The organism is Synechococcus sp. R6-5 (genome assembly GCF_047461775.1).
In the GTDB taxonomy this organism is placed as follows: domain Bacteria; phylum Cyanobacteriota; class Cyanobacteriia; order Thermostichales; family Thermostichaceae; genus Thermostichus.
This window is the reverse complement of sequence record NZ_JANSHV010000012.1, coordinates 1-14,387: the sequence shown is the minus strand read 5'-3', so window position 1 is coordinate 14,387 and position 14,387 is coordinate 1. Positions and strand designations below refer to the sequence as shown.

The following is a 14,387-nucleotide window of genomic DNA, read 5'->3' as shown; positions in this document are numbered from 1 at the left end:
CTTATTATTGACTAGAGTCATGCTCTGCTGCAGCCTAGCCTTTGATCATAGTCCGGCTCTGCTCGCCCGTTGGTCTGGGAATCCGTCCGTCAACACATCTTGCGGGCAGGGTGACTGCACAGAGCCGTGGGATCCCTCCTGCCTATGCCGAAGGACTCCATCCAAGTAGCGCGAACGGCGGTTATGAGGGACGCAGCGCAAGCGATCGCAGGGAAGTCCGTGGCAGCCAGACGGCCCCAAAGCATCCTATACTGTTGCGGCTGTCCTAATCACGCTGTCCGAATCACGAGGAACCTGCCGCTTATGTCTGAGCTTCTCCCTTTGCCTTCCCTCCAAGACCGGGTGGCTGTGGTCACCGGAGCCAGCCGGGGCATTGGCCGGGCGATTGCCCTGCACCTGGGGGCCATTGGAGCAAAAGTGGCGATCAACTACGCCCGCTCCGCTGCCGAAGCCGAGTCCCTGGTGGAGGAGATCGCGGCCCTGGGGGGAGAAGGGATCCCTGTGGCCGCCGATGTGTCTTGCCCAGAGGCGGTGGAGAGCCTGTTTGCCCAGGTGATGGAGCGGTGGGGTCGGGTGGATGTGCTGGTGAACAATGCCGGCATGGCCCGCGACACCCTGCTGCTGCGCATGAAGCCAGAAGATTGGCAGGCGGTGCTGGATCTCAACCTGACGGGGGTCTTTCTCTGCCTAAAGGCAGCCGCCAAAATCATGGTAAAGCAGCGCCAGGGGCGCATCATCAACATCACCTCGGTGGTGGGCTTGGTGGGCAATACCGGCCAGGCCAACTACAGCGCCGCCAAAGCAGGGGTGGTGGGCCTCACCAAGACGGCAGCCCGGGAGCTGGCCAGCCGCAACATCACCGTCAACGCCGTAGCACCGGGGTTCATCACCACCCAAATGACCGAAAAGCTGGATCCCGGCCCGATTTTGGCGCAGATCCCCCTGGGGCGACTGGGATCCCCGGCAGAAGTGGCGGGGCTGGTGCGTTTTTTGGCGGCAGATCCGGCGGCGGCCTACATCACGGGACAGGTTTTTGCCATCGATGGTGGCATGGTGATGAGCTAGGCACTCTACCACGCCAGGGCTAGGCCATCGGCACGGGGTTCGGAAGCCGCAATGAAGTGATCCCCATCCCGCAAGAGGATCTGTCCCCGGCCAAAAAGACCGCAATCCTCTTCTGCGTCCACCACCTGCACTGCATGGCCGCGGGCGGAGAGTTCGCGCACCACCTGGGGCGGCACCGTGCTCTCCAGCGCCACCTGCGGGATCCCCTGATCCCACAGCACTCGCCAGCGGGGCGCATCCAGAGCCGCCTGGGGGTTCAGGCCGTAATCCACCAAATTCACCACCACCTGCACATGGCCTTGGGGCTGCATTGCCCCCCCCATGACACCAAAAGGGCCGAGGGGGATCCCTTCTCTGGATAGAAAAGCGGGGATGATCGTGTGGTAGGGGCGCTTGCGGGGGCCCACCTGGTTGGGATGGCCGGGCTCCAGGGTGAAACCCGTGCCGCGGTTGTGGAGAGCAATGCCCGTGCCCGGAACCAGCAGACCACTGCCGAAGCCATCGAAATTCGACTGAATCAAAGACACCATCAACTCACCATCAGCTGCAGCCAGGTAAACCGTTCCCCCCTCCGGCAGCCCTGGCTGGGCCAGGGGGATCGCCTCCCTCCCGATCAACTGCCGCCGCCGCTGTGCATAAGCCTTATCCAGCATCTGGGCAGGACTGACCCGCACATACTCCGGATCCGCCACCTGTCGGCTCACATCGGCAAAGGCCAGCTTCATTGCCTCAATCTGCAGGTGATAGCGCTCGCCGGCATCGTAGGAGATCCGACCCAGCTCAAAACCCTCCAAAAGGTTGAGCGCCATCAAAGCGGCAATGCCCTGCCCGTTGGGGGGGATCTCCCAGACGGTGTAGCCGCGGTAATCTGTATGGATGGGTTCCACCCAATCGGCCTGGTGCTGGGCCAAGTCGGCGGGGGAAAGAAAGCCGCCGCTGGCTTCCGAGAAAGCCAGCAACTTCTCCGCCAGCTCCCCCCGGTAAAAACTCTCCCCACCGCTACGGGCAATCTCTTCTAGGGTTTGAGCATGCAGGGGGCTGCTCCAGCGCTCTCCAGCCCGTGGGGCACGCCCTTGGGGAAAGAAAACGGCCTTGAAGGCGTCGTGGCGGGGATCCGGCAGGGGCAAATAGATGGACTCCGCCGCCTGCCACAGTTGGGCCACCCGGGGAGAGACCGGAAATCCCTCTTGCGCCAGACGAAGGGCAGGCACAAACAGACGCTCGAACGGCAGCTTTCCCCAGCGCCGGTGCAAGGTCTGCCAAGCGGAAACTGCCCCCGGCACCGTCACCGCTAACCAATCGTAGGGGGGGATCCGCCCATGGTCCCGGTACCGCTCCGGCGTCAGGGCGGCTGGGCTGCGACCGGAAGCATTCAACCCGTACAGCTGACCCTCCTCCCCCCCCTCCCACACCAGAGCAAAGGCATCGCCGCCAATGCCATTGGAGGTTGGCTCCACCACCGTCAAAGCCACCGCCATTGCCACGGCTGCATCCACAGCATTGCCGCCCGCCCAGAACATCTCCATGCCCGCCATTGCCGCCAAAGGTTGGCTGGTGGCCACGGATCCCTGTCTGCCCATCACCACCCGTCGCCGCGAAGCAAACGGATAGCGATCCAGGGCCTGCCGCAAAAAAGTGGGTGCTGGCATATCGCTACGCGACGCTCTCGCGAATGGGCTGGGCTCCCTACACAGGCAGGTTATCGCTACGCGACGCTCTCGCGAACAGGAGTGCGGCCAACTCCGCAAAGCTGTCCACCACCACATCTGCCCCGGCGTGGCGCAGTTCCTCGGCGGTGAAAGCCGTGGTGAGGCCCACCGCAAAACAGCCAGCCCCCTTAGCGGCGCGGATCCCATGGGTAGAATCTTCAATCACCCAACACAACGCCGGATCCAACCCCACAGCGGCAGCCGTTTTCAGGTAAGGCTCTGGGTCGGGCTTGGCCCGCTGAATGTCTTCGGCGGTAATCACCGCGTCAAACCAGCGGTGCAGGTCGAAGCGCTGGAAAATCTGCGCTTGATCCCGGCGGATGGCCGAAGTGGTGACGGCCAGGGCAGAAAAGCGCTGGCGGCTGGCCGCCAAAAACTCCAGCACCCCCGGCACCAGGGGTACCTCTGCCAGCAGCTCGCCAAAAGCCTTGGCCTTTTCCTCGATCAGGCGCTGCACCAGCAGGGGCTGTTCCGCAGGTGGGGTGTCCGTCTGGTGTTGGACAAGGTACTCGAACATGTCGCGGTCGGTGCGCCCTTTGAACTGTAGGGAGATGGGGGCCAAATCCAGAGATAGGTGGCAGCGTTGCAGGGCAATGGCCCCGGCGCGGGCATGGATTGGTTCCGAATCCACAATCACCCCGTCCATATCGAAGAGCAAGCCGGCAGTCACGTCAGCCTTCCCCTGTTGTAGGCACAGCACTTTGGATTGCATAGACATTATCGCTACGCGACGCTTTCGCGAATGGGCAAGCACGGGACAGGGATCCCCTTTAACAACCCTACTGCCCCGTCTCCATCCCCCACCCGCAGAAGCGGCTGGTGATCTGCCAGATGGGATCCAACACATCCGTCAGGGCGTGGTCACTCTCCACCGCCACCAGTTGGGCCCAGGGGCGACGGGCCACATAGTCTCGACTGGCTTGAATGGGGATGGTGTCGTCTTGGATCCCGTGCACAATTAGGGTGGGCACAGGCCGTCGCAACGCCCCATCCGGGTAGCGCTGGGCATCGGCGACAAAGCCGTACTCCAAAGGGAGAGGGCGGCCTTCTCCGTAGTGAAACACCATGAGTTGTCCGGTTCGCTGCCAAGTCTCCACCGCCTCTGCCCCCAGCCGCGGCAGCCAATGGCCTAAAAAGCCAAAAGCCGGCGCCAAGAGCACCAAGCGCTGCACGCAAGGTTGTCGTTCGGCAACCCAAGCAGCCACCAGGCCCCCCAAGCTAGAGCCGATGAGAGTGACAGGCGGGTAGTTCATCTCGGCAAGCTGGCTGGAAACCTGCTGGATCTGGCGGGTCAAGGTGAGCTGGGCAAAATTGTCCTGGTTCAGATCAGGCACCTGAACAGGGATCCCCACCTGCTGCAGCCGCTGCCGAAAAAAAGTCGCCTTGGCCGACTGCGGCCCAGAGCCGAATCCATGCAGGTAAATGGCCAACACGGAAAGGGATCCCTATGGCCCTGTGGCTGCCGAGAGCCAGCCCGCCCCCAACACCACGCTGATGGAGAGGAAAAGGGTCGCTACCGTCCAGGTGATGCGGTTGAGGTTTTGCTCAGCACTCTTGGAGCTGGAGAACAGCTGGGCCTGCCCGCCAATGCCCGCCAACCCATCCCCCTTAGGGCTGTGCAGCAGCACCAAGATCACCAGCAAGATGGCCGAAGCCGACCAGAGAAACTCGAAAAACGCTTCCATCGCAGCGGATCCCTGTAGGGCAAGTTGCTAAGGCCATTATCGCTTGGAACCGCATCTTAGCGCACCCTGCCTCGGCATCGCTCCCATTTCAAACTCAACTCGTTCAAACTCAACTCGGCAGGCCCAGACCCATCTACTTGCTTCTCAGGTGGAACGGGTGCTGCTCCTTCTGGGGGTGTTGCTTTGCCTCAAAAAACAACCCCAAACGGGGCCGCCCAGTCTTTATCCAGCCCTTATGGAGATTTCCAGAGGATCCCCACCTCACCTACAAGGGCAAACAGTATTCACCTCAGTAGCTTACGCCCCGGTAGGTCAGGGGCTGATGAGGGTGAGGCATCGCTTTCTTGCTGGTGTGGTGCACACAGAAGGCTTGACCGCGATACTGAGCCTGCAACTCCTCATCGCTGAGCTGAGTATGCGCAGGAACGTAGTCAAAGGTGTTGCCACGGAAAGAGAGTTTCATATATCGCCTCCATCAACGAAGGGTTGAGTTTGTTGTCGTTGGGCCCTACGCCACGGAAAGAGTGGCGCGATTCAGTTGAGGCGCGTTCCTTCGGGAAGACCCCTACTTCCGTCTCTGCACAGCTCCAGGCCACTGGTGAGCCAACTGCAGAGATGAACGATTTATCCTATGTCTGTATCATAACTTACGGTTTTGCAGGTTTTTTGGGGGATTTATAGAAATTTAATCCGGCCATACCCGCAAAAGGGATCCCTTGCCGTCGGCTCTTCCGCGGCTTCTCGGGCCTGACTGGGCAATCACCTATGCACTTTTCGGAATAGATTGCCGCAACCGGTTCCGGGCCCAGGGCACCAATCCCGTATTCGGCCAGTCTCCGCAAAATTCTAATTTCTTCTATTTCACCGCCTGCGCAAGTGCCTGCAGCCCTGCTCGCAGACGTTCCTCGATGTCGGCCTCTAGCTGTAGTGTTCCGGCAGCGTCCAACTGAATTTGAGAACTCAGGATATAAACCCCTCTCAGGATGTGGGTTGCCCCCATCACCGCCAGCACAGGTTTCATCGCAAAGTCGATGGACAGCAGATGGGCCAGGGTTCCCCCGGTGGCAATGGGGAGAATCACTTTACCGGTAAAGGCGTCTTGATCCAGCAAATCCAGCAGTGCCTTCAACACACCTGGATAGGAGGCTTTGTAAACGGGAGCAGAGATGACGATCCCGGTAGCTTGGGCCACCTTTTGCTGAATTGCCTTGAGTTGAGGGCTATCGAACTTGGCCAGCGCCAGATCCTCTGGGGGCAAATCCCGCACCGAAACAAACTGAGTGGTCAATCCCAGATCGGACAGGATCCCGGCAGCGTGATGTAAAACGGCTTCTGAGCGAGAAGGAGTGCTGGGACTACCGGAGAGCAGGAGGATGCTGGACATAGGCCGCAGACAGAATACTGCCTCAGTTGTACCAGGGATCCCACGTGAAAGATGATTAACCCACTCTCGCCCTGCCCCAGCATGCACGATAGCTTTGTCTCTCGACGTCATTCCCTGCTGGTCAAATTGCGGGCAAAATATGCCCCCCGACTCCCCACCTACTCAAGGGGTCGGGAACGTGATAGGTTAGATTCAGCAAGGGTTTCAGCTTGCTAAACTTGAGATTGATTTACGCGGGCGTAGTTCAGTGGTAGAACGCTAGCTTCCCAAGCTGGATGTCGTGAGTTCGAGTCTCATCGCCCGCTTCTCCCAGCCAACCCGCAAAACCCGCTTCCCACAAGCATTCCCGGATTTGGCCTAGTCCGGGAAATCGATGGGCTCAGGGTAAGGAAGCATGCAACTTTACGAGTACGACTTCTATGCCTGGACGCAAAAGCAAGCCGCACTGCTGAAATCGGGGCAGTGGGATCAACTGGATATCGCCAACTTGGTGGAGGAAATCGAGGCTTTGGGCAGGCAAGAACGCCGGGAATTGCTGCACCGGCTGGGGATCCTGGTAGGGCATTTGCTGAAGTGGCAATTGCAACCCCACCTGCGAGGCAAAAGTTGGCGGGCAACGATTACTGAACAACGCCGCCAGATCCAGCGATTGCTCAAAGACAGTCCCAGCCTCAAGCCCGATCTTTCGGCAGCCCTGCAAGAGGCTCACCAGGACGGGATCCTGTTGGTGGTGAGAGAAACGCCATTGTCTGAAGCAGATCTGCCTGCCCAGTGTCCCTACACATTTGAGCAGGTGATGGATCCCGACTTTTACCCTGGCACGGAAGATCCGCAGTGATCTGCTCAGCCCTCGGAACCCGGAGCAGGAGAGGGAAGATCCCGACCCCGGTGGGTCTCCATCTGGCTGTCCACTACCCGTCGCAGCACTCCGTTGACGAAAGCGGCGGCCTCAGGATCCCCGTATTTTTTGGCCAATTCTACAGCTTCGTTGATGGCAACCTTCACGGGGCTGCTGGCCAGTATTTCCATCTCCACCACCGCCAGGCGCAGGATATCTCGTTCGATCCGACCAACCCGCTGCAATTGCCAACCCACCAAAGCCTTTTGCAAACGAGCATCAATCGCCTCCTTGTGGGTTCGCAGGGCAGTTAACAGTTGCAAAGCGTAGGCGCGCACTTCTTGGGATTGGGCAATGTACAACAGTTCCGGCATGGACAGGGCAACGCCCACCCGGTTGACTGCTCTTTGGGACAACTGGACAACCTCATCCAAGATGTGGCGGACGCTGTGCAGCCGCTGTTCCAGGTGTTCTAAGGCTTGGCCGGCGTTGCCGAGGGCCACTTGCACCTGCTGGATTAGCTCCAGCAATTCCCCCCGTAAGGCATTGGGGTCAGGAACCTTCGCCTCCTTCAGAGTGATTTCCAGGCGCTGCAGGTGTCGTTGGGCCTGCTGAAGGCGGAGGGTGACGGAGCGGGATCCACCCTCTTCCTTGGGATCCGAATCGGCCAACAATAGAGGATCGCTCTCGTGCAACAAACGGTCGCTGCGCTGGATTTCCGCCGCCGCTGTGGAGAGGGTTTCATGGGTCTCTTCACTCAGGGCGCGGATGGCTGCCAGCAGCAAGTCCTCCAGTTGTTTTTCGCTCAGTTTGGCCGCCGTGGCTGGCAGTTGATTGACCCCCAGCAGGGCCAGTTCGCGGGCAATACGCCGAGGTTGCATTGCAGAATATCCATAGCTTCTGAAAGACTGCCCCATTGCCGCAAGGCGGCGCGCAAGCGCTATCGGGCTTAGCCATGCTAGCAGGTTGCCAATCCATGAAGAACGAGAGACTCACCCGGTCAACCGGCCCTAAAACTGCGACTTAACACCCGAAACACCAAAGATGAACTCTGCTCTGTGCCAAAGCGAGATTGGCTGGATACCGAGAGGGTGAGCCGTCGTTTGCTGCGGGTGATGCCCACATACAGCAGCCGCAGCCGCTCCGCTGCCAAGTCCAAAAAGGCTTGCTTGGTGGCCGAGTCGGCCTGCAGCTCCCAGCCGCCTTTGGGGCTGAGCTGCCGCAACTGAGCCAGGGCCTCTGCCTGCATATCCACTTCATCCAAAAACTTCAGCCCCAGGGTTCGCTCCCCGTACTGGGTGGGAAACTCGTAGGCCGACACTTGGGGGATGAAGACCTGATCCCATTCCAGCCCCTTGGCGCGATGCAGAGTCGTGACAGTGATGCTGCCCGGCTCGGGGTCGAAGGCGAAGATCTCCGAAGGCAAGTTGTTGAGGCGGTGATCCAGAATCACTTGAAATTCTTGGGCGATCTCCTGCCAATCGGTTTCGGGCAGGGATTCCAGCACCTGCTCCAGCTGATCGATTACATAGCGACCCACAAACAGCTCTTCCGGCTTGCGGTAGAGGCTTTGAACGATCACATTCAGCACCTCCGGCCAAGGGGAGCGCCCGGCCCGGAGCCAACCGGCAAGGGTGCGCAGCAGCCTGCCCAAGTTCTGCCAAGGCGGGCCATCGGGCAGAGCGGGAGCCTCACCAAAGTTGGGAAATAGCAGCCGCTCCGGCAGAGAGGCGCGGATCCAGGTCAACATCGGCCCCAGTTCAGCACGTGGGATCCCCGCCCAATCCGCCAAGCAATCCACAGCAGCAGCCAAGCGAGTGGGGGCAGTGGGCTGGGCAAACCAGTCGATGATTCCCTTGAGCTGCAACAACACCCGCCGCTGACTGGGACTGCCCCGCAACAGATCGATCACCCGCTCCGCTCCCATTTCCTGGAGATAGCTGAGGGCTTTGCCCCCCAGCTCGTTAGTGGTGACCAGAATGGCCACCGTTTGGCCGGGAAAAGCTTGGGCGGCTGCAATGGCCTGCCGCGCCACCTGTTGCAGCTCCTCTTCCGGGGATCCGACAACCCGCAGAAAGTCCACACCACCCTCGCTGGCCGGGGGGTTTTGGCCACCGGAGGTGGCCAGTTGAATGGGCTGGGGGGCCAGAGCGGTGCGCAAAGCCGGGATGGGGTGCTGCTGATTCACCCACTCCACCAGGCGGTTGGCCAAAGCGATGATCTGGGGGGCACTGCGGCTGGATTCATCCAAGAGCACCACCTGAGGACTGGCCTGGCAAAAGGCGCGAAACAGCCGCGGCTCGGCGCTGGTAAAGGTGCCCATGATGCTCTGGTTGGGATCCCCCACCCGCACCAGGTTGCCGGTGCGTTGGCTGAGCAGCCGCAGCAGCTCTTCCTGCAGGGGGGAACTGTCTTGGGCCTCATCCTCGAACAGGTAGTCGTACCAGTTCTGCACCTGCTCCCGCAGCTCTGGACTGCCCTCGATCAAATCCACTGCTTGCCAGCCCAGGTCGTCGTAGTCTAACTTGCCCAGGCGACGCAATTCCGCTTGATAACCGGCGTAGATGGGAGCAGCCCAGCCCAGATAGCCCTCGCTGGGGATCACTTCTGGCCCCAGGCGCAGATTCTTGGCCCTGCTGATGACCACCTGCACCATCTGCTGGAAACTGCGCCGGAACTGGGCTCGGTTTTGGGCGATCTTTTGCGGGTTGTTGTCGCCGGGGATCAGCGGCTCCCAGAGCTGAGTATGGCGGACGAGCCAAGTGCGGCACAGGCGGCTGAGCAACCGCTCCTGTTCGTATCCCTCCAAAATAGACAGCTCCTCCCAACGGCTGGGGGCCTCCCGCAACACCCGCAACGACAAAGAATGCAGGGTAAAGGCCTGGGTAAAGCGAGCCGGATACCCCGCCCGTTGCAAACGTTGATTGATGCGGCTGATCAAGTTGCCCCGCGCCGAACGCATGTAGGTGAACACCCCGATGCGCTCCGGTGGGATCCCCCGATTGAGAATTAAATCGGCGATCAACAGCTCCAGAATAAAGGTCTTGCCGCTCCCCGGAACGGCGGCGATCCCCAGCGGCCCCGATTGGTAGGCCAACGCCTGTTGCTGCGCCGGACGCAGGGTGACCTCAGGAAAGGGAGAAGAAGCCAGACCCAGCATGGGATCCCTGCCTAGCTGAGGATGAAGGTCTCGATGGCCGCCGCCACCCCGTCTTCTGTTACAGAAGGGGCGATCCAGTCGGCATGGGGCAACAGAGCAGGCGAGGCATTTCCCATCGCCACCCCGATCCCCGCATACCGCAGCATCTCAATGTCGTTGTCGCCATCGCCAATGGCCATCACCTGCTCCGCCGACAACCCCAGCATTTCCTCCGCCAAAAAACGAACGGCATTGCCCTTGTTCACCGCCGGATGGGTAGCCTCGAGAAAAATCGGCTCTGAACGGGTGAGGTAGAGCTGGTCAGGGGAATACCGCCGCCGCAGGGATCCCTGCAATTCCTGCAGGAACTCGGTATCCTCAGAAACAGCCAGGATCTTGGTGGGGCTTCGTCCGTATTGGGCGGAAGAGAACATCTGGAACGGCACCTGAGAGCGCTCAGCATAGGCCTGACTGAGAGGGCTCAGCTCCCGTAAGTAGAGCTGGTCATCGATGTAGAGGTGAACCCCCACCGGCTGATCCTGCAACGCTTGCAGCAACTCCTCGGCCAGCGGCCAGTCCAGGCTCCAGTGCTTTAGGGTCTTTTGGCTATCGGGATCCCGAATTAAAGCCCCCTGGTAGCTGCATAGGGGCATATCGGCCCCAATCGCGTAGTGGAACCGCTCGGCAGAACGATGCATGCGACCCGTAGCGATGGCTACTCGCACCCCTGCTGCTTTGGCCTTCTGAATGGCCTCCCGAACCGGCTCTGAAACCTGGTTGGAAGGCCCGGCAATCGTGCCATCGATATCCACCACCAACAGCCGAATCTGGGCACGGGGTGGAGAAGATGCCCGCTCTCTTTCCTCGGCTTGGACGTTAGCCTGAGTTTGCATTGCTGTTGTTTGCCCTCCTCCTGGCAACCTTCCAGACCGTAGCATGGCTCTGCCTCGATTGGTTGACGGTCATTGGCCGGCTCAGTACACAAAGAATCAACACAGAAGAATTGAACAAGTGAGATGGCCGGGTGGGGGATCGGTTTCCGCCCCTATTCCCGCCAACGAGAAAGCGTAGAATTAAGAAAGACTAGCCCCGTGATGGACGAAAACATTGTGATCATGCTGAAACGAATCGGTCGCGTCTGCCGGCCTCTGCTGGCCATTGCCCTGGCCTTGACCTTGGCCCTGGCTCCCATAGGCGCTGTTTGGGCACGCAGTGGCGGTCGCATTGGCGGCGGATCTTTCCGGTCTCCGACGTTCTCTGCCCCCCGCTCGATTGGCCCGCACTACTCAGCTCCTGTCTACCCCAGCTATGGAGGCGGCTTTGGTTTTCCGCTGCTGGTGCCCTTTTTCTGGGGAGGGGGGGGGGCGGCCTGCTGACGCTGCTGCTCTTGGTTGGGGCAGGTAGCTTTTTGGTGCAGACGCTGCGCTCGGGGATCAGATCCGAAGAAGGGGACGATAGCATTGGGGTTCGCGATCCCCAGGTAACTGTTGCGCAGGTAAAAGTGGGACTGCTGGCCAGCGCCCGGCAACTGCAAAAAGACATGAACGCCCTGGCTTTGGAGGCGGATACTCAGTCGCCAGAAGGGCTGAGCCAACTGTTGCAAGAGGTCACCCTTGGCTTGATGCGCTACAGCGACTACTGGGCCTATGGCCATGCCCAAGCGGAGAAGCTGCCCCTCTCCCGCGCCGAATCCCTGTTCTATCAAGCCTCTTTACAAGAACGGAGCAAGTTCAGCGTCGAAAGCCTCAGCAACCGCAACAACCAGATCCAACAAGTCTCCCAAGCGGCGCTGCAGCGATCTGCTACTGGGATCCCAGATGTTGGCGAGTACCTGCTGGTAACTCTACTGGTTGCGTATCGTGGTAACTTGGGTACACTACCTGTAGTTAACTCCATGGCGGATCTGCGGCAGTGCCTGTTGCAGCTGGCTTCGATTCCGGCAGATCGGATTGTGGCCATCGAAGTGCTGTGGACGCCGCAGTTGGAGGGAGACACCCTGTCGGCAGAGGCGCTGTTGACCGAGTACCCGGAAATGCGGCTCCTTTGAGAGCCTTTGGGCGATAGACGGCAACTGTTGGCTGAGTGTCTCAACTCCTCGGGATCCCCGCCGCTCAGGCTAGGGAGGTTGTATGTCCGGGTTAGATGCTTCAGCGGGCAGAGGCCGTCGTTCCCCTTGGGCATGGTCTGGCCAAGTCAAGCAGGCAGATTCTCTGTTGGATGAGCTGTTCGAGGATTTGGAGAACAGCTTGGAAGAGGGGCTGTCAGAGGCCGGCGAATATCCTTACCTCGGCACACGGCCCCCACTGCCTTCCCGGCGCTTCTCTGCTGCCGGAGGATTACTGCTGGGTATGGCTTTGGCCGCTACCTTGGTGGCAGGGCTGGCTTTTTGGATGACCCTGCGCCCGCGGGCGGTGGTTTTTTCGCAGGCCACTCGGGATCCCTTGGCTGAGGCACCCAATTCTTCCCATTCCGATGCTCACCAGGAGCCCTTGCTTCCCACTGCTGCTGATGTGGATGAAAACCCCAAAGCTCCACCTGAGGATTCTGCAAAGGCTGTCTTGGTCGAACCGGCAAAACCGCCGACTGTTGCCGCTCCTCTTGCTTCAAGAGGGGCTGGTCTTCCCTCTCCCCCCAGGGTACCTGCGCCTCCGGTGCCAGCGCGGATCCCACCCCAGCCTCTGCCGCAGATGAAGCTGGTGGGATTGATCCACGATCCAGGTGCCCCCAAGGCTCTGATCTTGATCGACAACGTGGTGCGGCAGGTGGCTGTTGGCCATGCGGTAAAAGCAGAGTGGCGGGTTACCGCCATCAGCCCCTACGGTGTGAGGGTGAGCAATGGCGCTCAAAGCGTTACCTTGCAGTTGGGGCTGTCGCAGCGGATCTGAATCACCTGGATAGGGATCCCTGCTGGGTTGAGCAGCGCCTGGAGGGTGGGAGATTGGATTGAAGGAGAAGGGGCAGATGAAATTCGCCAAGCTGGGGCGAATGAGCCGCTGCAGAGTGGGAGTGGGCTTAGTTCTGGGATACCTCTGTCTCGGGCTGTTGGCTTGTCGCAGTACACCCCCCCTCTCAGAATCCCCCTCTGGGATCCCGGCGGCCTATGCTAGCCGCCCGCAACTGCAAGGGAAGGCAGTGGTGGAGATGGAGGTGCAAACTGCTGAGGGGGTAGGCAAGGTGATCTTGGCGATCCACGGGGAAGCGGCACCCCTGACCGGCGGCCAGTTCGTGGATTTGGTTCAGCGGGGCTTTTACAATGGCCTCACCTTCCATCGGGTGGAAAAGGATCCGCAGCCTTTTGTGGTGCAGGGTGGGGATCCCCGTGGTGACGGTACAGGGGGTGCAACAGAGCCGGGGAGCAACCGCCTGCGCACCATCCCCCTGGAAATTCAGCTGCGTGGGGAACCCTACCCCCGCTACAACACCTTGATCCAGGATCCCGCTGCTCTGAGTAAGTTGCTCTTGCCCCATCGTTTGGGGGCGGTGGCCATGGCCCGTTCTAGCCCACTTGACTCAGCCTCTTCCCAGTTTTACATCACCCTCTCTGCTCTGCCGATTTTGGACGGGCGCTATGCCGTGTTCGGCTACGTCACCGAGGGGATGGAGTGGGTGGAGCGCATCCAGGTGGGAGATGTGATCCGCTCGGCGCGGGTGTTGGAAGGAGCGGACTTGCTTAGGGTGCCGGGATCCCAACCGGAAAGAGCAGATCAGATGGAGGATCCCGGCAGTTTATGATGGGCAGCAACTCTGCTGCTGGTTTGGTTGTTGTGGCTCTGGCTTTTGCCTTGGGGAAGGGCAAGTTTTGCCCCCGTCCCCTCTGCCAACACCTGGGCACCCTTTCATGCAAGAAGACGCTTTTTCCCCCCTTGAGCCCCTAGACGAGCTGCCACCTCACTCGCCGCCGGAGGTGGATGTGGAGCTGATGCTGCAGCAGTTGCAGGATCCGGATCCCTATTTGCGGATGCAGGCGGCCCGCGCCTTCTGTGAGATCGAAGAACCCCGCGCCGTTAAACCCCTGCTGGCCCTAGTCCGGGATCCCTGCCCGTTGGTGCGGGTGGGAGCGGCCTATGCTCTAGGTCGGAATCCGGATCCCGCTGAGGTGGAGGTGCTGATCGAGGGCTTGCGCTGGGATTGGAACGGCTATGTGCGCAAAGGCTTGGTGTGGGCGTTGGGCAATGCCAAGGATCCGCGGGCGTACCCGGTGTTGCTGGAAGTGTTGGCCGGGGATATCGCGGCAGTGCGATTGTGGGCTGCCAGTGCCCTCGGACAACTGGCCCAGGCGCAGGCGTTGCCCGGCCCGGCATTGGATGAGGTGGTCGCAGCTCTCTGCCGGGGCTTGGCTCAAGATCCAATCGCAGCGGTACGCGGCAACTGTGCCTGGAGCTTAGGGATCCTGGGGCAACAGGTGAAACTGGCTCTCGAGGATCCCATTGTTTACACGATGCTAACAAGGCAGTTGCTGACCAGCGCCAGTCGCGATCCCGATTGGGGGGTGCGGGATGACGCGCGGCTTGCCCTACAAAAGTTGGCGGATCCCGATTTGCTGGAGCATGACTCTAGTCAATAATAA

16 protein-coding genes, 1 tRNA gene and 1 riboswitch are annotated in these 14,387 nt (G+C 60.4%); of the genes, 8 read left to right on the top strand and 9 right to left on the bottom strand.

The genetic code is table 11. From position 1 onward, the window contains the following. The first annotated feature begins 303 nt into the window (after nt 1-303). Nucleotides 304-1,065 (top strand): 3-oxoacyl-[acyl-carrier-protein] reductase, encoded by a 762-nt coding sequence (fabG, locus tag NW818_RS00575; protein ID WP_414374638.1) that lies wholly within the window; start codon nt 304-306, stop codon nt 1,063-1,065. 5 nt (nt 1,066-1,070) lie between these two features. Here the strand turns inward: fabG and NW818_RS00570 are convergent, their stop codons facing one another. The 6 genes from NW818_RS00570 to ssuE all read right to left on the bottom strand — a co-directional run bounded on the left by NW818_RS00570 (nt 1,071) and on the right by ssuE (nt 5,843). Continuing rightward, nucleotides 1,071-2,714, bottom strand: a complete 1,644-nt coding sequence (locus NW818_RS00570) for a gamma-glutamyltransferase family protein (RefSeq protein ID WP_414423552.1) — start codon at nt 2,712-2,714, stop codon at nt 1,071-1,073. A gap of 37 nt (nt 2,715-2,751) precedes the next feature. Then, nucleotides 2,752-3,444, bottom strand: coding sequence for an HAD family hydrolase (locus NW818_RS00565; protein WP_011431279.1), 693 nt, complete (start codon nt 3,442-3,444; stop codon nt 2,752-2,754). A 109-nt stretch (nt 3,445-3,553) separates the two neighbouring features. After that, nucleotides 3,554-4,207, bottom strand: coding sequence for a YqiA/YcfP family alpha/beta fold hydrolase (locus tag NW818_RS00560; protein WP_414331391.1), 654 nt, complete (start codon nt 4,205-4,207; stop codon nt 3,554-3,556). A gap of 12 nt (nt 4,208-4,219) precedes the next feature. Beyond that, the gene (secG, locus tag NW818_RS00555) at nt 4,220-4,459 is read right to left on the bottom strand and encodes a preprotein translocase subunit SecG (RefSeq protein ID WP_011433676.1); all 240 of its coding nucleotides are present in this window, start codon (nt 4,457-4,459) and stop codon (nt 4,220-4,222) included. Between the two features lie 289 nt (nt 4,460-4,748). Continuing rightward, nucleotides 4,749-4,922 (bottom strand): DUF4278 domain-containing protein, encoded by a 174-nt coding sequence (locus tag NW818_RS00550; RefSeq protein WP_414343665.1) that lies wholly within the window; start codon nt 4,920-4,922, stop codon nt 4,749-4,751. 79 nt (nt 4,923-5,001) lie between these two features. After that, nucleotides 5,002-5,083, bottom strand: a riboswitch (Glutamine riboswitch). Between the two features lie 232 nt (nt 5,084-5,315). Then, nucleotides 5,316-5,843 (bottom strand): NADPH-dependent FMN reductase, encoded by a 528-nt coding sequence (gene ssuE, locus NW818_RS00545; protein WP_414331394.1) that lies wholly within the window; start codon nt 5,841-5,843, stop codon nt 5,316-5,318. A 233-nt stretch (nt 5,844-6,076) separates the two neighbouring features. Between ssuE and NW818_RS00540 the strand changes: the two genes are divergently transcribed. Together NW818_RS00540 and NW818_RS00535 are read left to right on the top strand one after the other, a co-directional pair. Next, nucleotides 6,077-6,148 (top strand) — tRNA-Gly (locus NW818_RS00540). 89 nt (nt 6,149-6,237) lie between these two features. Beyond that, nucleotides 6,238-6,681, top strand: coding sequence for a DUF29 domain-containing protein (locus NW818_RS00535; RefSeq protein ID WP_414423551.1), 444 nt, complete (start codon nt 6,238-6,240; stop codon nt 6,679-6,681). Nucleotides 6,682-6,686: 5 nt separating this feature from the next. Here NW818_RS00535 and nusB read toward each other — a convergent pair whose 3' ends face one another. The 3 genes from nusB to NW818_RS00520 form a co-directional block, all read right to left on the bottom strand. After that, entirely contained in the window at nt 6,687-7,562 is an 876-nt protein-coding gene (gene nusB, locus NW818_RS00530; protein WP_414423550.1) for a transcription antitermination factor NusB, read from the bottom strand. A 119-nt stretch (nt 7,563-7,681) separates the two neighbouring features. Continuing rightward, the gene (locus tag NW818_RS00525; RefSeq protein WP_414423549.1) at nt 7,682-9,841 is read right to left on the bottom strand and encodes an ATP-dependent helicase; all 2,160 of its coding nucleotides are present in this window, start codon (nt 9,839-9,841) and stop codon (nt 7,682-7,684) included. Nucleotides 9,842-9,852: 11 nt separating this feature from the next. Further along, a complete protein-coding gene (locus NW818_RS00520) occupies nt 9,853-10,713 on the bottom strand; it encodes a Cof-type HAD-IIB family hydrolase (protein WP_414412972.1) in 861 nt (286 codons plus the stop codon). Nucleotides 10,714-10,914: 201 nt separating this feature from the next. Here NW818_RS00520 and NW818_RS00515 point away from each other — a divergent pair, with 201 nt between their 5' ends. The 5 genes from NW818_RS00515 to NW818_RS00495 all read left to right on the top strand — a co-directional run bounded on the left by NW818_RS00515 (nt 10,915) and on the right by NW818_RS00495 (nt 14,384). Beyond that, complete coding sequence (locus NW818_RS00515) at nt 10,915-11,196, top strand: hypothetical protein (protein WP_414423548.1); 282 nt, start codon at nt 10,915-10,917, stop codon at nt 11,194-11,196. 11 nt (nt 11,197-11,207) lie between these two features. Next, entirely contained in the window at nt 11,208-11,867 is a 660-nt protein-coding gene (locus NW818_RS00510; RefSeq protein WP_414423547.1) for a DUF1517 domain-containing protein, read from the top strand. 82 nt (nt 11,868-11,949) lie between these two features. Next, nucleotides 11,950-12,705, top strand: coding sequence for a hypothetical protein (locus NW818_RS00505; RefSeq protein ID WP_011433684.1), 756 nt, complete (start codon nt 11,950-11,952; stop codon nt 12,703-12,705). A gap of 76 nt (nt 12,706-12,781) precedes the next feature. After that, nucleotides 12,782-13,552, top strand: coding sequence for a peptidylprolyl isomerase (locus NW818_RS00500; RefSeq protein WP_011433685.1), 771 nt, complete (start codon nt 12,782-12,784; stop codon nt 13,550-13,552). A gap of 106 nt (nt 13,553-13,658) precedes the next feature. After that, nucleotides 13,659-14,384 (top strand): HEAT repeat domain-containing protein, encoded by a 726-nt coding sequence (locus NW818_RS00495; protein WP_414418200.1) that lies wholly within the window; start codon nt 13,659-13,661, stop codon nt 14,382-14,384. Nucleotides 14,385-14,387: the final 3 nt, after the last annotated feature.